The organism is Actinoplanes sp. NPDC049265, from assembly GCF_043197135.1.
Classification (GTDB): domain Bacteria; phylum Actinomycetota; class Actinomycetes; order Mycobacteriales; family Micromonosporaceae; genus Actinoplanes.
Genome location: NZ_JBICSP010000002.1, coordinates 758,709 through 777,156 on the forward strand (window position 1 = coordinate 758,709; position 18,448 = coordinate 777,156).

Sequence of the window (18,448 nt, forward strand, 5' to 3'; positions counted from 1 at the left end):
TCCAGGGGCATCCCGATCAGCAGCGCCGGCGGATCGGTGGAGAGCAGCTCATTGGCCGCGGCGTCGATCGGCAACGACATGCGGCCAGTCTGCCCTGCTGGTCAACCCGGCGAGGGTCAGAACTGCACCCGCTGGACCAGTGTTTCCTCGATCCGGTCCGCCTCGTCCGCGGGCACGTCACCGGCGGTCAGGCACTTGCGAATCGCCCGGACCACGGTCAGCGAATGGATGCCGGTCTCGGCGATCCGCCGGCAGTAGTGCGCCACCCGGGCCGGCCCGAGCCGCCCGGCGTCCTGCCTCATCGTCCGCAGCAGCAGGATCACCTCGTTGGTCGGGTCTTCGACCAGGGCCACGAACTGGGTCAGCACGGCCACCGCGCGGTCGTAGGCCCGGGGCAGGCCCGGCTCCTCGTCGGCGGCCGAGACCATGAGCAGGCTCAGCAGGCTGTGCGCCACCGACTCGGCGTCACCCGGGCCGTGCGCGAAGAAGTGGGTGACCGCGCGCGGCATGTGGTCCAGCAGCGGCTCGACGGCGTGCCGGAAGACGTCCTCGCTGAGGTGGTTGCTGAGATGCATCGAGCGCAGCGCCTCATCCATCTCGTACGCGGTCTCGAAGGGCGCCGAGCCGTCCGTGCGGAACGACCACAGCGGGTCCACCTTCTCGACCGGCTCGCCGGTGTAGCGCCCGAGCACGATGTCGTTGCGGCCGTCGGGGGCGTAGGTCCGCCGCACGTCGAGGTGGGCCGTCACCTCGAACCAGCTCGACGGCGGCACCGCGGCCTGCCAGCCCAGCGACAGGCCCTGCAGCCAGCGCGCCGGCTCCTGGGCCAGGGTCCACACCTCGCTCGCGCGGACCGGTTCGCCGCAGGCCAGGGCGAGCAGGACCAGGTTGAGCGAGTAGATGCTCATCCAGTGGTCGGCCCGCTTGGGCAGGTTCCCGTACGCGCGCGGCGAAGCCTCGGGCCGGAACACCGCGGCCTGCAGCCGGCCGATCAGCCAGGCGTGCACCGGCCCAGGCCCGGAGGTGGCGAGCATGTCGGCCACGAACGACAGCACCGTATTGCGGGCGGTCAGCGGCGTGAAGCCGAGCAGCCCGCGGAGCAGCTCCTCGTCACCGCCGCCGCCGGCGCCCAGGCGGACCACCCGGCTGGTCTCGCGGGCCGCGTTCTCCCGCAGGATGCCCGCCAGCAGCCGGGCCACCAGGTACTCGCCGAACGTCGCGTGCAGGAACTCGTACGTCTGCAGGGCCCGGCCGTCCTGCGTGGCCTGCGCCCGCTGGATGAAGAAGAACCGTCCGACCACCTCCTGCCCCGCGGTCAGCGGACTCCGGAAGTCCTCGGCTGGGCCACGGCGCGCCGGCTCGACGCGCAGCCCGGTGAGATCGTCGTCAAGTTCCCGTTCGGTAACCCACTGCCGCCCACGGTTGAACATCGCGAACGCCACGATGGACAGCCGCATCAGCTCGTCCGCGACCAGCCCGGCCAGCTCGTGGTCCGGCCGTTCCTGGTGCCAGCGGCGCACCTCACGCACCGCGAAGTCGTGCAGCAACCGGTCGTAGAGCTGCGCGGTGCCGAAGGTGGCGCCGGCGTTCTGCAGCGCGTTCCCGCTCGCGTCGTAGAGGGCGAGCATGAGCAGCAGCAACGGCTGCCGGGCCAGGTCCGGGAAGCGGCCCACGACCTCTTTGGGCAGGGTACGCAGACCACGGCGCCCCAGTGCCGCCCGGTTGGCCGTGTTCCAGGTGTCCAGCCAGCGTCCCACCTGCGCGTCGTCGAACGGCTCGAGCCGCACCGCCACGCCGTCCTCGGCCAGCCGGGCCCGGTCGGCCACGGCCAGGCGGCTGGTCACTATCACCGCGACCGACCGGCCCTGCACCGCCTCGGCCCGCTGGAACTCGGCCACCCGTTCCAGGTAGTCGGACCGGTGCACGCCGGTGGCCTGGAGCAGCTCGTCGAAGCCGTCCAACATGACCACCGGCAGGGCGCCACCCGCCGTCCGGGACAGCTCGGCCCAGGCGACCGACTCGTGGATAGCGGCCCGCAGCGCGTACTCGATCTGGTCCTGGATCGGCGCCTCGGCCGGCACCTCGCGCAACACCACCCGCACGGCCAGGAAGTCGGAGGCCGGCAGCCGCGCCGCGAGGATCCGGGTGAGCGCCGACTTGCCCGCGCCCGGCTGACCGAGCAGCAGCAGCGGAGCGACCGTCGCCTGCGGCGTGATCAGATAGCGGACCAGGAATCCGGACAGGTCGTCGCGGGGTGTCGCGGCGGCCCACCAGTCCTCGTCGCCCGGCTTCGACCCCGGCCCGCACTCCCGCGCCCGGAACCTCGCATCCACATAGGCTTCGCCGAGCAGCGGAATGGTCAGCCCGCCGGCGTCGCCCGGGTCGGCGGTGTCCCGGCCGAGGATGGGCCGGTCCAGTTCGGCCCGGTAGGCCGAGGCCAGCGCGGCCCGATGACGCTCCGGACCGGCCCCGGCCGTGGTCCGCCGGAGGATCGCCTCCAGCTCGGCCAGCCCACGCCCGACGGCCCGCGACTCGGCCCGGTCGACCCAGATCGCGAACTCCGGGACATCCACGGCCAGCCGCCGGTGGCCCTCCTCGTAGTGCTGGACGGCCCGGTGCGGCAGCCGTTCCCGCATCAGCCGGGTGACGGCGCCACGGGCCCGCTCGTCGGCCCGGTCCCACTCGGCCAGCCCCTCGAGGAAGCCGACGAACCAGTCGCCGGTGCCCGCGTACCAGGTCGCGAGCTCGTCCAGCAGCTGGTGGTAGCCCCGCTCGGCCGCCGGGACCGGCAGCGGCGTCTCCAGCAGCGAGTGCAGCCAGTCGCCGTGCAGCGGGGTACGCGCGGCCAGCAGCACCTGATCGTCCCGGCTGAGTTCGGGCGCCGGGAAGTCGGCGGCCGTGACGATCTCGTCGAACGCCTCGAAGAACGCGATCACCACGAGTACGCCGTGTGCCGCCTCGAGCCGCAGATTGCGCTCGTACCGTCCGTACCCGCTCCACTTGTCCCGCAGCTGGCCGGCGGCGACCCGGCCCAGCCGGACCATCTCGGTCTTGGCGTCGAAGAGGCTGAGCGCGACCTCGCTGCCACCGGCCGTGGCCAGCGACAGCGCCGTGCCGAGCAGGTTTTCCACACCGGCGGCCGCCGGCCCGGTGCCGCCGAGAAGCCGGACGGCATCGGCGTAACGCAGTCTCCGACCCATCGCACCATGATGGAGCACGGCCCCTTTGCTCTGCGCACCAATGGTTGCCCCCTCTCTCACCTGCGACGACGCGCTCAGGCCGGCTTTCGCGGGCCTCGGACGCCGGAATCGTGACGGTTTGGGGGAGGCGACCATTGGTGCGCAGAGCAAAGGGGGCGAGCGGGTAAGGTCGCGCGGGTGACGTCCGACCTCGAGTTGCTGGCCTCGGGCAACGAAGCCGACGTGTACGCCCTGAACGACTGCCGGGTGCTGCGCCGGCACCGCTGGATGGACGACGTCAGCGGCGAGGCCGAGCTGATGGCCTACGTCGGCAGCGTCGGCTATCCGGTGCCGGAGGTGTTCGCGGTCCACGGCGGCGACATGGAGATGGAGCGGCTGCACGGCCCGACGATGGCCCAGGGGCTGATCTCCGGCGAGGTCTCGGTGGCCGAGGGCGTCACGATGCTGACCGGGCTGCTGCGCCGGCTGCACGCCCTGCCTCCGCTGCCCGGCGGGACGGGCCGGATCCTGCACCTCGACCTGCACCCGGAGAACGTCGTCGTCACCGAGCGCGGGCCGGTGGTGATCGACTGGGTCAACGCCCGGGACGGCGAACCGGACCTCGATGTGGCGCTCTCGGCGCTGATCATGGCCATGGTGGCGACCGACGACGGGTACGAGTGGGCGGCGCCGGCCGGTGAGTTCGTGGACGCGTTCCTGGCGGCGGCGCCCGGTGACCCGTTCCGGCGGTTGGACGAGGCGATGGCCGTACGCCGGCGGCAGTTGCGGCTGGACGACGACACGGCGTTGGAGCCGGCCGTGCGGCGGATGCGAGGAGTGAGGTAGTGCGGGCACTGGTGCAGACGGTGAGCCGGGCCAGTGTGACCGTCGGTGATGAGGTCGTCGGGGCGATCGGCGCGGGACTGCTCGTGCTGGTCGGTGTCACGCACGACGACACCAAGGAGACGGCGGCGACGCTGGCCCGCAAGGTTCACGAGGTGCGGCTACTGCCGGACGAGAGGTCGGCGGCCGATCTGGACGCTCCCCTGCTGGTGGTCAGCCAGTTCACGCTCTACGGCGACGCGCGCAAAGGGCGGCGGCCGACGTGGTCGGCCGCCGCCCCGGCGGAGGTCGCGGAACCGCTCTTCCTGGCCTTCGTGGACGCGCTCCGGGCGCGGGGCGCGACCGTCGAGACTGGACGATTCCGGACTCAGATGCGGGTCGAGAGCGTGAACGAGGGACCGAACACGCTCCTGATCGAGATCTAGAAGAACAGGCCGCGGCGGGAGGCCGACTGCCGCAGCCAATTGTCCAGCTCGGCGGCCCAGTCGGTGTGGTCGACGGTGTGGTAGTCGACGTTGAAGCTGCCGAACGAGTCGTGGCCCTCGGTGAAGAGGCCGCCGCGCTTGTCCAGCTCGAGCACCACCTGCAGGGTGTGCGGGGTCGGGATGAAGGTCAGCTCGAGCTGGTTGATGCCGCTCGCGTAGGCCGACGGCGGGTGGAACTCGATCTCCTGGTAAAACGGCAGCTCCTGCTGGACGCCGTAGACGCGGCCGCGCTCGACGTCGGCGCGGCTGAAGCGGAAGCCGAGCCGCAGCAGCGCCTCGAGGATCTTCTCCTGGGCCGGCAGCGGGTGCACGGCCACCATGTCGAGGTCGCTCTTGTCGACCGCGCGGGCCACCTCCAGCTCGGTGGTCAGGCCCATCGTCATGCCGTGCAAGTGTTGCCCGTACACCTCGGTGATCGGGGTTTCCCAGGGCACGTCGAACCGGAACGGGATGTCGTGCCGGGCACCCGGGTCGAGCCGGAACGAACCAGTCAGCCGCTGCCGGTGGAACTCCTGGTCCGACTGGAACTCGCTGTCGCCGCTCTCTACCTCGACCCGGGTCAGCAGGCCGACCGCGACGTACTCGATGTCGGTGGCGTGCTCGCCGCCGACCACCTGGACGTTCCCCTCGAGGTAGCCCCCGGGACGGCAGTTCGGGTTGGTGAGCACCGTTTCCACGGACGGGCCGCCCACACCCATCGCCTGCATCAACCGCTTGAAGACCACGTCGGCTTCCCTTTCCCTACAGCGTTGTGAGATCCAGATTATCGAGTACTTACCAGCAGTGACGGAATTGCACCGCTGCGGTACATGTCCGGCGTATCCGGGCGTGGTGTCGGGTTCACGACCTCAGGGTTCTCCCGGATTCATGCCAGCCGGACGCTTGCCTCACCTCCGCTTAACGCCCCCCGGTCCAAGCTTGTGATCACCCGGCAGGAATGCGGCTGGGAAACGACTTGGGACATGGGACGCGGGGAGGGACTCGGGATGGTCGCGCTGACGATGAAGGCGGAGTCCACGGTGGCGGGAGCTGACGAGAACATCATGACCGACGGTGTCGAGCACATGATCGATCTGGACGCGACGGACGAGCGCGGGGTTTCGGCCGACCTGGTCCGGGCGTACCTGAACGGGATCGGACGCACCAAGCTGCTCACCGCGGTGCAGGAGGTGGACCTCTCCAAGCGGATCGAGGCCGGCCTCTACGCCGAGGAGAAGCTCGCCGACGCCTCCGACGACCTCCGGCCGCTGTTCGAGGTCATCATCAATGAGGGCCGCGAGGCCAAGAATCACCTGTTGGAGGCCAACCTCCGCCTAGTGGTCAGCATCGCCAAGCGGTACACCGGGCGCGGCATGGCCTTCCTCGACCTGATCCAGGAAGGCAACCTCGGCCTCATCCGCGCCGTCGAGAAATTCGACTACACCAAGGGCTACAAGTTCTCCACGTACGCCACCTGGTGGATCCGACAGGCCATCACCCGCGCCATGGCCGACCAGGCCCGCACCATCCGCATCCCGGTGCACATGGTCGAGCAGGTCAACCGCATGGTTCGCGCCCGCCGCGACCTCTCCGCCCAGCTCGGCCGCGAGCCCAGCATCAGCGAGATCGCGAAGGCCATGGACGTGCCCGAGTTCCAGGTCATCGAGCTGATCTCGTACGACCGGGAGCCGGTCAGCCTCGACCAGGCGGTCGGTGAGGACGGGGAGAGCGCGCTGGGTGACTTCGTCGCCGCGGTCGACCCGAACGCGGAGCCGGGCAGCACCCTCGCGCAGGGCGAGCTCCGCAGCGAGGTGGAGATCGTGCTGGCCACCCTGTCCGAGCGGGAGTCGGCGGTGATCCGGCTGCGCTTCGGCCTGGACGACGGCCGGCAGCGCACGCTGGACGAGGTGGGCCGCGAGTTCGGGCTGAGCCGCGAGCGCATCCGCCAGATCGAGAAGGTCACGATGTCGAAGCTGCGGGCGCCGGAGCGGGCCGGCCGCCTCGAGGCCTACGCGGGCTGAGGTCAGGTTTACGGCGTTACCAAACGGCGAGGTCCGGTGTCTCCTCAAACGGCGAGGTCCGGTGTCTCCATCCGCTGAGCCGGGTCTCGCCTACGGCGTTACCAAACGGCGAGGTCCGGTGTCTCCTCGGGGGCGGGCCTCGCCGAGTTCTATGTGGGCGTGCAGGACGCTGTAGCCGTCGGGGCGGGCCAGCACCGGGTTCAGGGAGAGTGAACTGATCTCGGGATGGTCGTCGGCCAGGCGGCCGACCCGGAGCAGAAGGTCGACCAGGGCGGCCCGGTCCACCGGCTCGGAACCACGGTATCCGTGCAGGAGGGGCGCGGCGCGCGGCTCGTCCACCAGGGCCTCGGCGGCGCGGTCGGTCAGTGGCGCCGCCCGCCAGGCCAGGTCGCCGAGCAGTTCGCTGGCCACGCCGCCCAGCCCGAAGCCGACCACCGGCCCGAACGCGGAATCCTCGACCACCTCGATCGTGCACGCCACCCCGGCCGGGACCATCCGCTGCACCAGCACCTCGGGACCGAAGGCGGCGACCAGTTCGGCGTAGGCGGCCCGCACCTCGTCCGGGCCGGCCAGCGCGAGCCGGACCGCGCCCAGGTCGATGCGGTGCCGCAACGCCCGCCCGGCCGCCTTGATCGCCACCGGGTAGCCGGCCCGGTCGGCCGCGGCCAGTACGGCGTCCACGTCGCCGGCGCTGATCGACGGGACGACGCTGATCCCGTACGCGGAAAGAACGTCGCTCTCGTCCTCGATGTCGAACGACGGCAGGACGCCGGGCGGGCGCCGGAGCCACTCGGCATAGGACGTCACCCGGCCCAGGGCCCGCACCGACTCCTCGACCGACGGGTAGGACGGCACGCGGGGCGGCGACTGTCCGAGCAGGAACGTCGCCACGGTCGGCTTCTCGCCGGCCAGGGCGACACTGGCCAGCGCCGCGGCGAAATCGGCGTCCTCGTCGGCGAGTTGGCCGGGCAGCGGCGGCGCGAACACCACGACCAGGGCGTCCACCCCGTCGTCGACGGCCGCCTCGGCCAGCGCGTCGGCGAAGTCGTGCGCGCCGGCCTGCGGGCTGATGTCCCGGGGGTAGCCGCGGGCCACGATCAGCCCGTTGGCCCGGGCCGCGGCCACCGCCAGCCGGGACAGCGCCGACGAGTTGCCGACCACCGCGACCCGCCGGCCGGCCGGCAGTGGCTGGTGGGCCAGCAGCAGGCCGACGTCGAACAACTCGGCCACGGTGTCCACCCGGATCACGCCCGACCGGGCGAACAGGGCGGTGACCGCGCGCTCGTCCGGGCCGGGCAGTTCCCCGGCCAGCCCGGGCGGGCGCGACGCCGACGCCACCGCCACCACCGGCTTGACCCGGCTCATCCGGCGGGCCAGCCGGGCGAACTTGCGCGGGTTGCCGAACGTCTCGAGGTAGAGCAGGACCACGTCGGTGCCGGGGTCGTCCTGCCAGAACTGCAGGAGGTCGTTGCCGGAGACGTCGGCCCGGTTGCCCGCCGACACGAACGTCGACAGGCCCAGGCCACGCCGGTCGGCCTCGGTGAGCAGGGCCACGCCGAGCGCGCCGGACTGGCTGAAGAAGCCGACCCGGCCGGCCGCCGGCAGCCGCGGGGCGAGCGTGGCGTTCAGGCGTACCCCCGGATCGGTGTTGGCCACCCCCATGCTGACCGGCCCCACCACCCGGAGTCCGGCCCGGTGGGCGCTCTCGATCAGCGCACGCTGTGCGGCCTGGCCCTCGGCGCCCACCTCGGCGAAGCCGGCCGAGATCACCACCAGGCCACCCGCGCCGGCCGCGGCCGCGTCGGTCACGGCATCCGCGACCGAGGCGGGCGGCAGGGCGATCAGCGCGAGATCGACGTCGACGCGGGCATCGACGGCCGACGGGTACGCCGGGAGCCCGCCGACGCGGTCCGCGCTGCGGTGCACCGGGATGATCGCCCCGCGGTAGCCGCCGTCGCGCAGGTGACCGAGCAGTGCCGCGCCGATCCCCTGCCCGCTGGCACTGGCGCCGTAGACCGCCACGCCGCGCGGGTTGAGCAGCCGGGCGATCGACCGTGACTCGGTGCGCTGCTCGCGGTCCTCCTGCACGGCCCGGGACTGCTCGGTCGGGGCGATCGGGAAGCTCAGATGCACCGTCCCGTCCTCGTAACGCCGCTGCACCGGGTAGCCGGTGTCGCCGAAGACGCGCAGCATGCCGGCGTTCTGCGGCAGCACCTCGGCCACGAACCGCTCGATGCCGTGCTTGCGGGCCGCCTCGGCCAGGTGCTCCAGCAGCACCGAGCCGATGCCCCGGCCCTGGTGCGCGTCCTCGACCACGAAGGCGACCTCGGCCTCGGGGCTGTCCGGGCCGAGCCGCTCGTACCGGCCGACCGCCATGATCCGCTTGCCGGAGACGATCACGTACGCCTCGCGGTCGGCGTGGTCGACGTTGACGAAACGTTCCAGGTCGCGGTCGGGGATCCGGGGGTACGGCGAGAAGTACCGCAGATAGCGGGTGCGCTCGCTCATCCGGCCGTGGAAGTCCACGATGGCCGGCGCGTCGCCGGGGGTGATCGGGCGCAGGTGGACGGTGCTGCCGTCGGAGAGCAGGACGTCCGATTCCATGGCCGGTCAGTCCCGGGGGTCGTGCGGGTCGAGGCCGTGCAGCGGGAACACGGCGTTGCGGGTGGCCAGGATCGCCTTGTCCACCGGGTCCGGGGTGGTGCCGGGCTGCCATTTCTCGGCCGGGACGGTGACGCCGTCGGTGAGGTCGTCCGGGACGTCGGTGCCCGGGCAGCGCTCGGCCGCCAGGGCGCGCCACGACTGCGGGGTCGGGGTGCGCGGGTCGAGCGGGTCGCCGGTGGCCACCGCCAGCAGGTGTGTCCAGGCCCGGGGCACGACCTCGACCAGGGCGTACCCGCCGCCGCCGGTGGCCACCCAGCGGCCGTCGCAGAGCTCGTCGGCCAGCGCGCGCATCTTGATGTAGGCCGCCCGCTGCCCGTCCACCGACAGGCGCAGGTCGGCCAGCGGGTCGAGCCGGTGGGCGTCCGCGCCGCACTGGCTGAACAGCAGCTGCGGCCGGTACGCGCGCAGCACCGACGGGACGACGGCGTCGAAGGCGCGGTGCCAGCCGGCGTCGTCGGTGCCTGGGGGGAGGGCGATGTTCACGGCGGTGCCCTCGGCGTCCTTGCCGCCGACCTCGTCGGGGAAGCCGGTCGCGTACGGGAACAGCGCCAGCGGCGTCTCGTGCAGGCTGACGGTCAGGACGCGCGGGTCGTCCCAGAACGCGGCCTGGACGCCGTCGCCGTGGTGCACGTCGGTGTCCACGTACGCGATCCGCTCCGCGCCCCGGTCGAGCAGCCGGGTGATGGCCACCGCCGGGTCGTTGTAGACGCAGAAGCCGGCCGCGCGGGCGGCCATCGCGTGGTGCAGGCCGCCGGCCACGTTCACCGCCCGGGTGACGTCGCCGCTCCACACCGCCTCGGCCGCGGCCAGCGTGGCGCCGCAGATCCGGGCGCTGGCCTCGTGCATGCCGTCGAACACCGGGTTGTCCGAGGTGTTCAGCCCCCAGCCGGTGAGGAACGGGTCCATCGGCGCGTGCCGCACGGCGGACAGATAGTTCGGGTCGTGCACCCGGGTCAGCGCGGCCTCGTCGGCCGGGGCGGGGGTGATCACGCGTACCCCCGGACGGTCGAGAACGCCCAGCTCACGCGCGAGGGCCATGGTCAGCTCGACCCGCACCGGGTTCAGCGGGTGGTCGCCCATGTCGTACGCGAGCAGGGCTTCGTCCCACACCACCGCGGTCGCACCGTCCATGTCTGTCATCGTCGCACGGTTGATTGTTCCGCCCGACGTTGACCACAATGAGTTCGTGACCGACTACCCCGCGCTGTATGAGCGTTTCGGCGAACTGATCGTGTCGCAGACCGGAATGACGGATTCGCCGTTCGGCGAGGGCGCCTCGGATTCTCAGCTGGCCGCTCTCGGCTTTCCTCTTCCCGACGACTACGCGTTGCTGCTCCGGCTCACCGGGAACGAGGTCGACCCGTCACTGATCACCTTTCCGCCCGAGGAGATCAGCCTGCTGACCGTCGGCCAGGTCACCGCCGAGGACGGGAAGATCGCTGTCGCCCGTACCCGCCAAGGGGTTTTGCTTCATCTGACCGGTCGCGGGCTGATATTGGGCGACACGGTGATCGCCGCCGGCTTCGGGGATTTGATCGGCAAGTACGTACGCGGGCTGGAATCGGGCACGCTGCGAATCGAGAAGGGGCCGGACGGCTTCACCTTCACGGCCAACGGCGAATATGTCGATCGGGAAGTATTCGCGACGCTCTGACCCGCGGATGATTCGTCGCCCGGAGCGGCACCGACTAGTCTTGGTCGACAGCTGCGGCTCCGGAAGGTTAGGACGATGGCAACCAGGACACACAACACGAGTGGTGCTAACTCGCACAAACACGACTTGGTCGACACCACCGAGATGTACCTGCGCACCGTCCTGGAGCTCGAGGAGGAGGGCGTGCCCCCGCTGCGCGCCCGCATCGCCGAGCGGCTGCACCAGAGCGGCCCGACCGTCAGCCAGACCGTGGCGCGCATGGAGCGCGACGGGTTGCTGAGCGTGGAGAACGACCGGCACCTGCTACTCACCGACGAGGGCCGCGCCGCCGCCGTCGCGGTCATGCGCAAGCACCGCCTGGCCGAGCTGCTGCTGGTCAACGTCATCGGGATGCCGTATGAGGAGGCACACGAGGAGGCGTGCCGGTGGGAACACGTGATGAGCGACGACGTCGAGAAACGCGTCTACGAGCTGCTCAACAAGCCGACCCGGTCGCCGTACGGCAACCCGATTCCCGGCCTCGACGTGCTCGACGGCACCCCCGCGCCCGGTGACCACCTCGACGCCGGCGAGCGCAACCTGGCGTTCCCGGGCCTCACCGGCAGCGTCGTGGTCCGGCGCATCTGCGAGAGCGTGCAGACCAACGCCGACGTGCTCCGACAGCTGCACGCGGCCGGCATCGACCCCGGCGTGACGGTGACAGTGGCCCAGGAACGCGACGCGGTGACCGTCGACCGGTCGGGTGACAAGATCCGGTTGCCGCGCGAGGTGGCGTCACGCGTGTTCGTCGACGCGCATTAGGCTTCGCAGCCGAGCGCGAGGCGAGGTCTAGCTCTTCTTTTTCTTCGATTCGGTCGCGCCCGTGGTGCTCGTCATGGTCTTGGCCATGGCGAGCAGCTTGGTGCCCATGTCGGCCACCGCGTCGGGCTTGGCCGCCTTGGGGAACGTGTACTTCAGCGATTGCAGCTGATGCGCCTCGCTGAGCCAGCCGATCTCGCAGGCCGGCCCGGTCGCCCCTTTGGTCTCCAGCTTGTAGGCCGCCAGGCCCAGCCCCTTGAGCTTGCTCGCCTTGGCCGGCACCAGCTCATCGTCGAACAGATCCGCCGTGGCCGCCGACTCGGTCACCGTGAGCAGCAGCGCCGGCGCCGGGCCCTCCTCGGTCTGCACCACACAGGTGGACGTGTTGTCGACCTGCGAGCCGGCCGCCACCGTGAACCGGACGCCGATCATCTCCTCGATGAACGCGTAGTCCCACAGAATGCAGGCGCCGCCACCGGACGCGGCCGGCGGCTCAACCACCTCGATCGGCGGCAGCACAGCCGCCTCGTCGTCCTTGGCGTTACAGCCGGTCATGCTGAGAGCCGCCACGACCACACCGAGGGTCAGCAGACGCGAACGCACAGGGGTGTCCTCCCGACGAATTCGGGGCACACCGTACTTGGTCCCGCACGCTCCCCGATAGCCCGACCTCTGAAACCGAGCCGCCACTGTGCGTGATGGTCCCACCGCCTGTGGATAGTTCTCAGCCCGGCAACATCCGTTCGCTATGGTCACCGCCCACCCAGTGACGGGTGGGGGAGGTGGCGGCGCGCCCGCGAAATCGTAATTTTTCGCCGGTGTTGCCGCGCTTTCGCAATCTTCGCCGGCGAGGCCTCGCCTTCGTTTTGAGCGGCGGCGGGTTTCCGCACTCCTGAGCGCCTCTACGCCCTCGGCCGTCTCGGGCCGCCGGCATGTCGACGCGGCCGCGCACCGGCGTCGGGGCTCCTGGAAAGATGGGTGGCGTGATCAATGATCGACTGGTCGACGCCGGGGAACTGCCGATTGCCGTGCGGGACTTCGGGGGCTCGGCGCCTCCGTTGATTCTGCTGCACGGAGCCGGGGGGAATCTCGCGCACATGACCACGCTGGCGCGGGCGCTGCGGCCTCGGCATCGGGTGATCACGATGGATCTGCGGGGGCACGGGCGGTCGGGGGACGGGCCGTGGAGCTGGGATGCTGCGCTCGCCGACGTGGCTGCCGTGGTCGTGCAGATGGAACTGGACCGGCCGGCGGTGGTCGGGCATTCGCTGGGCGGGATGATCGCGGCGCTGTGGGGTCAGCGGCATCCCGAGGCGCCCGGGGTGGTCAGCCTGGACGGGAACCCGCCGCCTACGCGCACCGAGCACCTGCCGGGGATGGATGTGCGGAAGGCGGCGGATCAGCTCGCCGAGTTGCAGCGGGTCTTCGATCGGATGGCCGCCGAGACCGGGCGGGTCGTTCCGGCCGAGCAGCTGCCCGACCTGGTCGAGCGGCAGCAGGCGGCGGCCCGGGACATGGGCGCGAACGAGAAGGTGTGGATCGAGGGGTTCCGGCGGAACCTGGTTCACTCCGGCGGGGAGACGTCGTTGCGGCCGTCGGCGGAAACGGTGGCTTCCCTGCGTACGCTGATCAGCGATCTTGATCTAGATCCGGTCTATCGCGCGACGCGGTGCCCGGAGCTGGTCGTGCTGCCCACCCGCAACCTGCCCGAGCAGGAGGGCTTCGCCGAGGTGTACGAGGCCCACCGGCGCTTCGTGCGCGAGCAGGCCGAGGCCAGCGGCGTGCGGTACGTGCAACTGGCCGACGCCTCGCACGCGATGGTGATCGAGCAGCCGGAACTGCTGGCGTCGCTGATCGCCGACTTCCTCGCGACCGCCTGACGCGCGAACCCTGCGGCCGGCAACCCCTGGCGATCTTGAGGATTCGAGGTCAGCGAGCGTCGGGCAGGGGTGTCGCCGCGCGGCTGGCCACCAGGCCCAGGGCCAGGGCGGCGAACACGCAGAGGACCGCCCGCAACACCCCGAAATGCTGCACCAGGACGCCGATCAGGGGCGGGCCGGCCAGGAACGCCCCGTACCCGATCGACCCGGCCACCGACGCCCGGATCGCCGCCCGGGCCGGGTCGTCGGCGGCGGCGCTGAAGCCGACCGGGAAGCCCAGCGACGCTCCGGCTCCCCAGAGCAGCGCCCCGACCAGCGCCACGGGCACCCCGATCTCGGCGACGACCAGCACCAGCCCGGCCGCCGCGAGCAGCACCGTGGCGCGGAGGACCTGCACCCGGCCCCAGCGTTCGATGGCCTCGCCGCCGAAGAGCCGGGACAGCGTCATCGCGGTGACGAACGTGCCGAAACCGATCGCGCCGATGGTCTCGGTGGCGTGGTAGCCGTCGACCAGGGCGATGGCCAGCCAGTCGTTGGCGACGCCCTCGGTGAAGCCGAAACCCAGCATGATCAGGCCGATCATGATGGTGCGGGGTTCGCTCCAGGCCTGGCGTACGCTCACGGCCGGCTTCTCCCCGGCCGGTGGGGGTGACCACGGTACGAAGTGCCGCACGGTCACCAGCATCACCGCGGCGGTGAGGGCCGTGGTCAGGAAGAGCTGCACGGACACGGGTACGCCGAGCGCGGCCAGCCCGGCGCTCACCCCGGCGCCGACGACCGTGCCGAGGCTGAATGCGGCGTGGAAGCGCGGCATGACCGTGCGGCCGAGGCGGCGTTCGACGTCTGCGCCCTCGACGTTCATGGCCACGTCCCACATGCTGTTGCCGAGGCCGGCCAGCATCAGGCCGAGGCCGGCCAGCCAGATCGTGCCGGTGGCGGTGCCGGCGCCCAGCGCGGCCAGGCCGGCGACCATCGACATGCTGCCGATCAGCACCGCGCGGGCCGGACCGAAGCGCTGCACCAGCGGGCCGGCCATCGGGATGGAGGCGATCGCGGCGACGGACATGCAGAGCAGCAGCAGGCCGAAGCCGGCCGAGCTCAGGCCGAGGTCGGCGCGGACGGCGGGGGCCCGGGCGAGCCAGCCGGCGTAGGCGAGGCCGTTGGTGGCAAAGGTGACGGCGACCGCGATCTTGGCGGCGCGAAGCCGGGCGTCGTCGAGCATCGTGGTCACGACCTCAACTTAACCGTTAAAGCTGAACGGTCGGGAGGGTGCGACGATACGTGATGCATCACTCGGCCGGTCCAGGCTCGGGCCGGATCCGCACGTCACCGTGCACGCCGGTCACCGTGACCGGGCCGGCGGCGTAGAGGTCGAGCGCGGTGTCCGGTGGGACCTCGATGTCGTACGTCACCCGGCAGTTGATGACGATCTGAACGATGCGGTCGGGGCGCCCGCATCGCGCCCGCAGGGTCAGCGTCGGCCCGTCCCGCTGTTCCTCGAGCCAGGGTTCGGCCAGCGTCCACTCCAGATGCCGGTGCACCGTGACCTCCGGACCGCCGCCCCGGACGGTGAGGCCGCCGTTGATGTTGGAGGCGACGACCCGGCGTACGCCAGGGAAGCCCGTGGTGGTGTCGATGCGCTGCGCGCTCCCGCTCGAGGCGACCGCGATGCCGCCGATCAGCAGCACGAGGGTGCTGAACATCGACCCGCCGATCCGCCACCAGCGGCCGGTCACGACCGCTCGCCGATCTCGAGGTAGTGCAGCACGGCCAGGACCCGACGGTGGTCGGTGTCGGCCGGGACCAGGCCCAGCTTGGCGAAGATGTTGTTGACGTGCTTCTCGACCGCGTGCCCGCCGATGCCCAGGATCTCGGCGATGGCCGAGTTGGACCGGCCCTCGGCCATGGTGGCGAGCACGTCGGTCTCCCGTGGGGTGAGCCGGCGCAACGGGTTCGTCCGGCGGCGGGCGAGCAACTGGGCCACCACCTCCGGGTCCAGGGCGGTGCCGCCCGCCGCCACCCGGCGCAGCGCCTCGAGGAACTCGTCGACGTCGGCCACCCGGTCCTTGAGCAGGTAGCCGAGGCCGCCGGTGTGCTCGGTCAGCAGATCGGCGGCGTACCGCTCCTCGACGTACTGGGAGAGCAGCAGGACGGCCAGGCCGGGCCACTGCTGCTTGAGCACCAGCGCGGCCCGGACACCCTCGTCGGTGAAGGCCGGCGGCATCCGTACGTCGACCAGCGCCAGGTCGGGCCGATGCTGCTCGACGGCGCGCAGCAACGCGCCGGCGTCCTCGACCGCGGCGACGACCTCGATGCCCGCGCCGGCCAGCAGCTTGACCAGGCCGGCCCGCAGCAGTACCGAATCTTCGGCGATCACGACCCGCACGGCAGCTCCACCTCCACCTCCGTCGGCCCGCCGGGCGGGCTCGACATCCGGAACCTCCCGTCGACCGAGGCGACCCGCTGCGCCAGACCGCGCAGGCCGCCGTCGGACCGCTCGGCGGCGCCGCCGACCCCGTCGTCGCGCACGGTCAGGCGCAGCCACCCACGATGCCGGACGACCGCCACCTCGACCCGCCCGGCCCGCGCGTGCCGGGCGACGTTGGTCAGCGTCTCGGAGACCACGAAGTAGGCGATCGCCTCGATCACCGGCGGGCACCGGCCGGACACGTCGACGTGCAGTTCCACCGGCTGCGGCAGGGCGGCGACCAGGCCGGACAACGCGGCGTCGAGACCACGGTCGTCGAGCACGGCCGGGTGCAGCCCGCGGACGAAGTCCCGCAGCTCGGCCAGCGCGGCCTTGGCCTGCCGATGGGCCTGGTCAACGGTGTCCCGGGCCGGCCCGTCGGGCAACTCGGCGCGGGCCATGCCCAGGGTCATCGCCAGTGCGACAAGCCGCTGCTGGGTGCCGTCGTGCAGGTCACGCTCGATCCGGCGGCGCTCGGCGTCGGCCGCCGCGACCGCCTGCGACCGGGCCCGGGCCAGTTCCTCGAGACGCGCCTCGAGCGCCTCGGTGGCGTTCGGGCCGAGCAGCCGCCGGGCCAGCACGATGTCGAGCCGGGCGAGCCAGTACGCCGAGAACGCGGCCACGAGCAGCAGCGCGACACCGCCGGCCACGAACGCGGGGCGCTGGAACGCGATCAGGGCGAACCCCAGCCCCGCCGAGCCGGCACCGGCCACGATGGCGAAGCCGGCCGCGCCGACCGGCAGCGCCAGCAGGTGGAACACGGTCTGCCGGCGCAGCGCGGGCACCCCGTCGACCTCGGGGATCTCGACCTCGAGCAGGGCCGCGAACCGTCGCCGCTGGGTGGCCGTACGCCGGCCCACCACCCGGCGCAGCGGCTCGTTCCGGACCGCGGCGACCAGCAGGGCGGGCAGCGTCATCGCGGCGCCGGCGAGCCCGACCGGCAGCCCGGTCAGCACGTGCACCGTTGCTCCCCAGACGCCGCTCCTGCGCATCAGCCCGCACACACCTTCCCGACCGGGGGCAGCGTGCCGGCGACGAGATAGCGGTCGATCGCGTCGGTCACGCATCCGCTGGAACCGTAGCCGCCGTGCCGGGTCGCCCGCTGCGTCAGGAGGCGGCCGTTCCGCAGGTTGCGGGCGGCGTCGACGGCCCAGTCGTACGGGGTGGCGGTGTCGTGGGTGGTGCCGACGACCAGGATCGGGCCGGAACCGCCGGCGGTGATGCGGTGCGGCCGGTAGGTCGGCGGCACCGGCCACTGCCCACAGACCACGGTGGCGGCGGCCAACCGGCCGAACAGCGGGTATCGGGCATCGGCGCGTGCGGCGTCGGCCATGACCTGCCGGGCCGTGCGGTGGTCGGGCAGGTCGAGGCACTGCACGGAGTGATAGGACTCGCCGCCGAAGGTGGGCTCGTCGCCCGACGGCTGCCACGTGCCGGCCCGGAGCCGGCCGAGCAGACTGTCGAGCGCGGGCCAGCCGGCCGGGTCGCGCAGCATGTTGGGGATGTCGTTGCCGAGCTCGCCGCTGCCGCCCAGCAACGGTTTGAGCCACTCCCGCGCCCGCGCGGCGGTCAGGTCGGCCAGCGGGCAGCCCGCCCGGCCGGCGCATCCCGCGTGGTAATCGGTGAAGGCCTGCTCCAGGGCCCGGCTGGCACCGTCGTAGAAGTCGGCGTTGTCGCTGGTCGGGTCGACGACGGCGTCGATCGCCAGCCGACCGACCCGCTCCGGGAACACGTCGGCGTAGAACAGCCCGATGCGTGTCCCGTACGAGAAGCCGGCGTAGTTGAGCCTGGGCTCGCCGAGCAGCTCGCGCAGCCGGTCGAGGTCGCGGACATTGCTGAGCGTGTCGACGTGGTCGAACAGCGGCCCGGTCTGTCGCCGGCAGGCGGCGGCCCACGTGGTAGCGGCCCGTTCCCAGCGCAGCCGCTCGGCGAGCGTGCCGGGGGCGGGCAGCTCGGCCAGTTCCCGGTCGGCGCCGGCCGGGCAGGTGACGGCGTGCGACGCGCCGACGCCGCGTGGATCCCACGACACGATGTCGTACGACCGGCGCAACTGGTCGCCGAACCGGTTGGCGAAGCCGGCCAGGAACCCGACGCCCGAGCCGCCCGGCCCGCCCGGGTTGGTCAGCACCGAGCCGAGCCGCTTGCCGGTGGCCTTGAGGCGCGCGACCTCGAGCGAGACGACCGGCCCGCCGGGGCGGCTCCAGTCGACCGGCACGCTGACCTTTGTGCACTCGACCGGCACGCCGTTGGCCGGGCACGGCTCCCAGCTCAGCGCGGGCCGAGTCGCCGCCCACGACGGGCCGGTCACCGCCACCATCGTCGCCGTCACGACTGTGGCCAGCAGTTTTGTCCTCGTCCTCATGATGCTCCCGTCGGTCTCGATCGGACCGCTTCAGCATCGAAGAACGCGAGTCTCGCCGGAATCCGGCGGGCGGGCCCCGGCGGGGTAAGGCCAGCCCTACCCCTTGCGGGACAACG

General features: G+C 72.0%; 16 protein-coding genes. 6 read left to right on the top strand and 10 right to left on the bottom strand.

Annotation, left to right across the window (positions count from 1 at the left end; all coding sequences use genetic code 11):
• Positions 1-116 precede the first annotated feature (116 nt).
• Positions 117-3,200: an NACHT domain-containing protein gene (locus tag ACGFIO_RS09145; RefSeq protein WP_392824048.1), complete on the bottom strand. Its 3,084-nt coding sequence runs from the start codon at positions 3,198-3,200 to the stop codon at positions 117-119.
• A 177-nt stretch (positions 3,201-3,377) separates the two neighbouring features.
• Here ACGFIO_RS09145 and ACGFIO_RS09150 point away from each other — a divergent pair, with 177 nt between their 5' ends.
• Positions 3,378-4,025 (top strand): phosphotransferase, encoded by a 648-nt coding sequence (locus ACGFIO_RS09150; protein ID WP_392824050.1) that lies wholly within the window; start codon positions 3,378-3,380, stop codon positions 4,023-4,025.
• Complete coding sequence (dtd, locus tag ACGFIO_RS09155; RefSeq protein WP_392824052.1) at positions 4,025-4,447, top strand: D-aminoacyl-tRNA deacylase; 423 nt, start codon at positions 4,025-4,027, stop codon at positions 4,445-4,447. Before ACGFIO_RS09150 ends, dtd begins: the two co-directional genes overlap by 1 nt.
• Here dtd and ACGFIO_RS09160 read toward each other — a convergent pair.
• Positions 4,444-5,232 carry a sporulation protein gene (locus ACGFIO_RS09160; protein WP_392824054.1) on the bottom strand — a complete coding sequence of 263 codons (789 nt, stop codon included), beginning with the start codon at positions 5,230-5,232 and terminating at the stop codon, positions 4,444-4,446. The two genes, dtd and ACGFIO_RS09160, sit on opposite strands and share 4 nt — an antisense overlap.
• Before the next feature lie 318 nt (positions 5,233-5,550).
• Between ACGFIO_RS09160 and sigB the strand changes: the two genes are divergently transcribed.
• Positions 5,551-6,507, top strand: coding sequence for an RNA polymerase sigma factor SigB (gene sigB, locus ACGFIO_RS09165; protein ID WP_392824368.1), 957 nt, complete (start codon positions 5,551-5,553; stop codon positions 6,505-6,507).
• Between the two features lie 90 nt (positions 6,508-6,597).
• On the opposite strand, the gene ACGFIO_RS09170 is transcribed toward sigB, so the two are convergent.
• A complete protein-coding gene (locus ACGFIO_RS09170; RefSeq protein WP_392824057.1) occupies positions 6,598-9,111 on the bottom strand; it encodes a GNAT family N-acetyltransferase in 2,514 nt (837 codons plus the stop codon).
• 6 nt (positions 9,112-9,117) lie between these two features.
• Complete coding sequence (locus tag ACGFIO_RS09175) at positions 9,118-10,302, bottom strand: acetoin utilization protein AcuC (protein WP_392824060.1); 1,185 nt, start codon at positions 10,300-10,302, stop codon at positions 9,118-9,120.
• Here ACGFIO_RS09175 and ACGFIO_RS09180 point away from each other — a divergent pair.
• Together ACGFIO_RS09180 and ACGFIO_RS09185 are read left to right on the top strand one after the other, a co-directional pair.
• Complete coding sequence (locus ACGFIO_RS09180) at positions 10,301-10,825, top strand: hypothetical protein (protein WP_392824063.1); 525 nt, start codon at positions 10,301-10,303, stop codon at positions 10,823-10,825. The genes ACGFIO_RS09175 and ACGFIO_RS09180 overlap by 2 nt on opposite strands.
• 75 nt (positions 10,826-10,900) lie before the next feature.
• Positions 10,901-11,626 (top strand): metal-dependent transcriptional regulator, encoded by a 726-nt coding sequence (locus tag ACGFIO_RS09185; protein WP_392824065.1) that lies wholly within the window; start codon positions 10,901-10,903, stop codon positions 11,624-11,626.
• A 27-nt stretch (positions 11,627-11,653) separates the two neighbouring features.
• Here the strand turns inward: ACGFIO_RS09185 and ACGFIO_RS09190 are convergent, their stop codons facing one another.
• Positions 11,654-12,226 carry a hypothetical protein gene (locus ACGFIO_RS09190; RefSeq protein WP_392824067.1) on the bottom strand — a complete coding sequence of 191 codons (573 nt, stop codon included), beginning with the start codon at positions 12,224-12,226 and terminating at the stop codon, positions 11,654-11,656.
• A gap of 371 nt (positions 12,227-12,597) precedes the next feature.
• On the opposite strand from ACGFIO_RS09190, the gene ACGFIO_RS09195 reads away from it, so the two are divergent.
• Positions 12,598-13,503 (top strand): alpha/beta fold hydrolase, encoded by a 906-nt coding sequence (locus ACGFIO_RS09195; RefSeq protein ID WP_392824069.1) that lies wholly within the window; start codon positions 12,598-12,600, stop codon positions 13,501-13,503.
• 49 nt (positions 13,504-13,552) lie between these two features.
• Here ACGFIO_RS09195 and ACGFIO_RS09200 read toward each other — a convergent pair whose 3' ends face one another.
• The 5 genes from ACGFIO_RS09200 to ACGFIO_RS09220 form a co-directional block, all read right to left on the bottom strand.
• Positions 13,553-14,725, bottom strand: coding sequence for an MFS transporter (locus ACGFIO_RS09200; RefSeq protein WP_392824370.1), 1,173 nt, complete (start codon positions 14,723-14,725; stop codon positions 13,553-13,555).
• A 67-nt stretch (positions 14,726-14,792) separates the two neighbouring features.
• Entirely contained in the window at positions 14,793-15,239 is a 447-nt protein-coding gene (locus ACGFIO_RS09205; RefSeq protein ID WP_392824071.1) for a hypothetical protein, read from the bottom strand.
• Positions 15,236-15,889 (bottom strand): response regulator, encoded by a 654-nt coding sequence (locus tag ACGFIO_RS09210; RefSeq protein WP_392824074.1) that lies wholly within the window; start codon positions 15,887-15,889, stop codon positions 15,236-15,238. The genes ACGFIO_RS09205 and ACGFIO_RS09210 overlap by 4 nt, the downstream gene beginning before the upstream one ends.
• Positions 15,877-16,962 carry a sensor histidine kinase gene (locus ACGFIO_RS09215; RefSeq protein WP_392824076.1) on the bottom strand — a complete coding sequence of 362 codons (1,086 nt, stop codon included), beginning with the start codon at positions 16,960-16,962 and terminating at the stop codon, positions 15,877-15,879. The genes ACGFIO_RS09210 and ACGFIO_RS09215 overlap by 13 nt, the downstream gene beginning before the upstream one ends.
• Positions 16,962-18,332, bottom strand: coding sequence for an alpha/beta hydrolase (locus ACGFIO_RS09220; protein ID WP_392824078.1), 1,371 nt, complete (start codon positions 18,330-18,332; stop codon positions 16,962-16,964). Before ACGFIO_RS09220 ends, ACGFIO_RS09215 begins: the two co-directional genes overlap by 1 nt.
• Between the last annotated feature and the right edge of the window lie 116 nt (positions 18,333-18,448).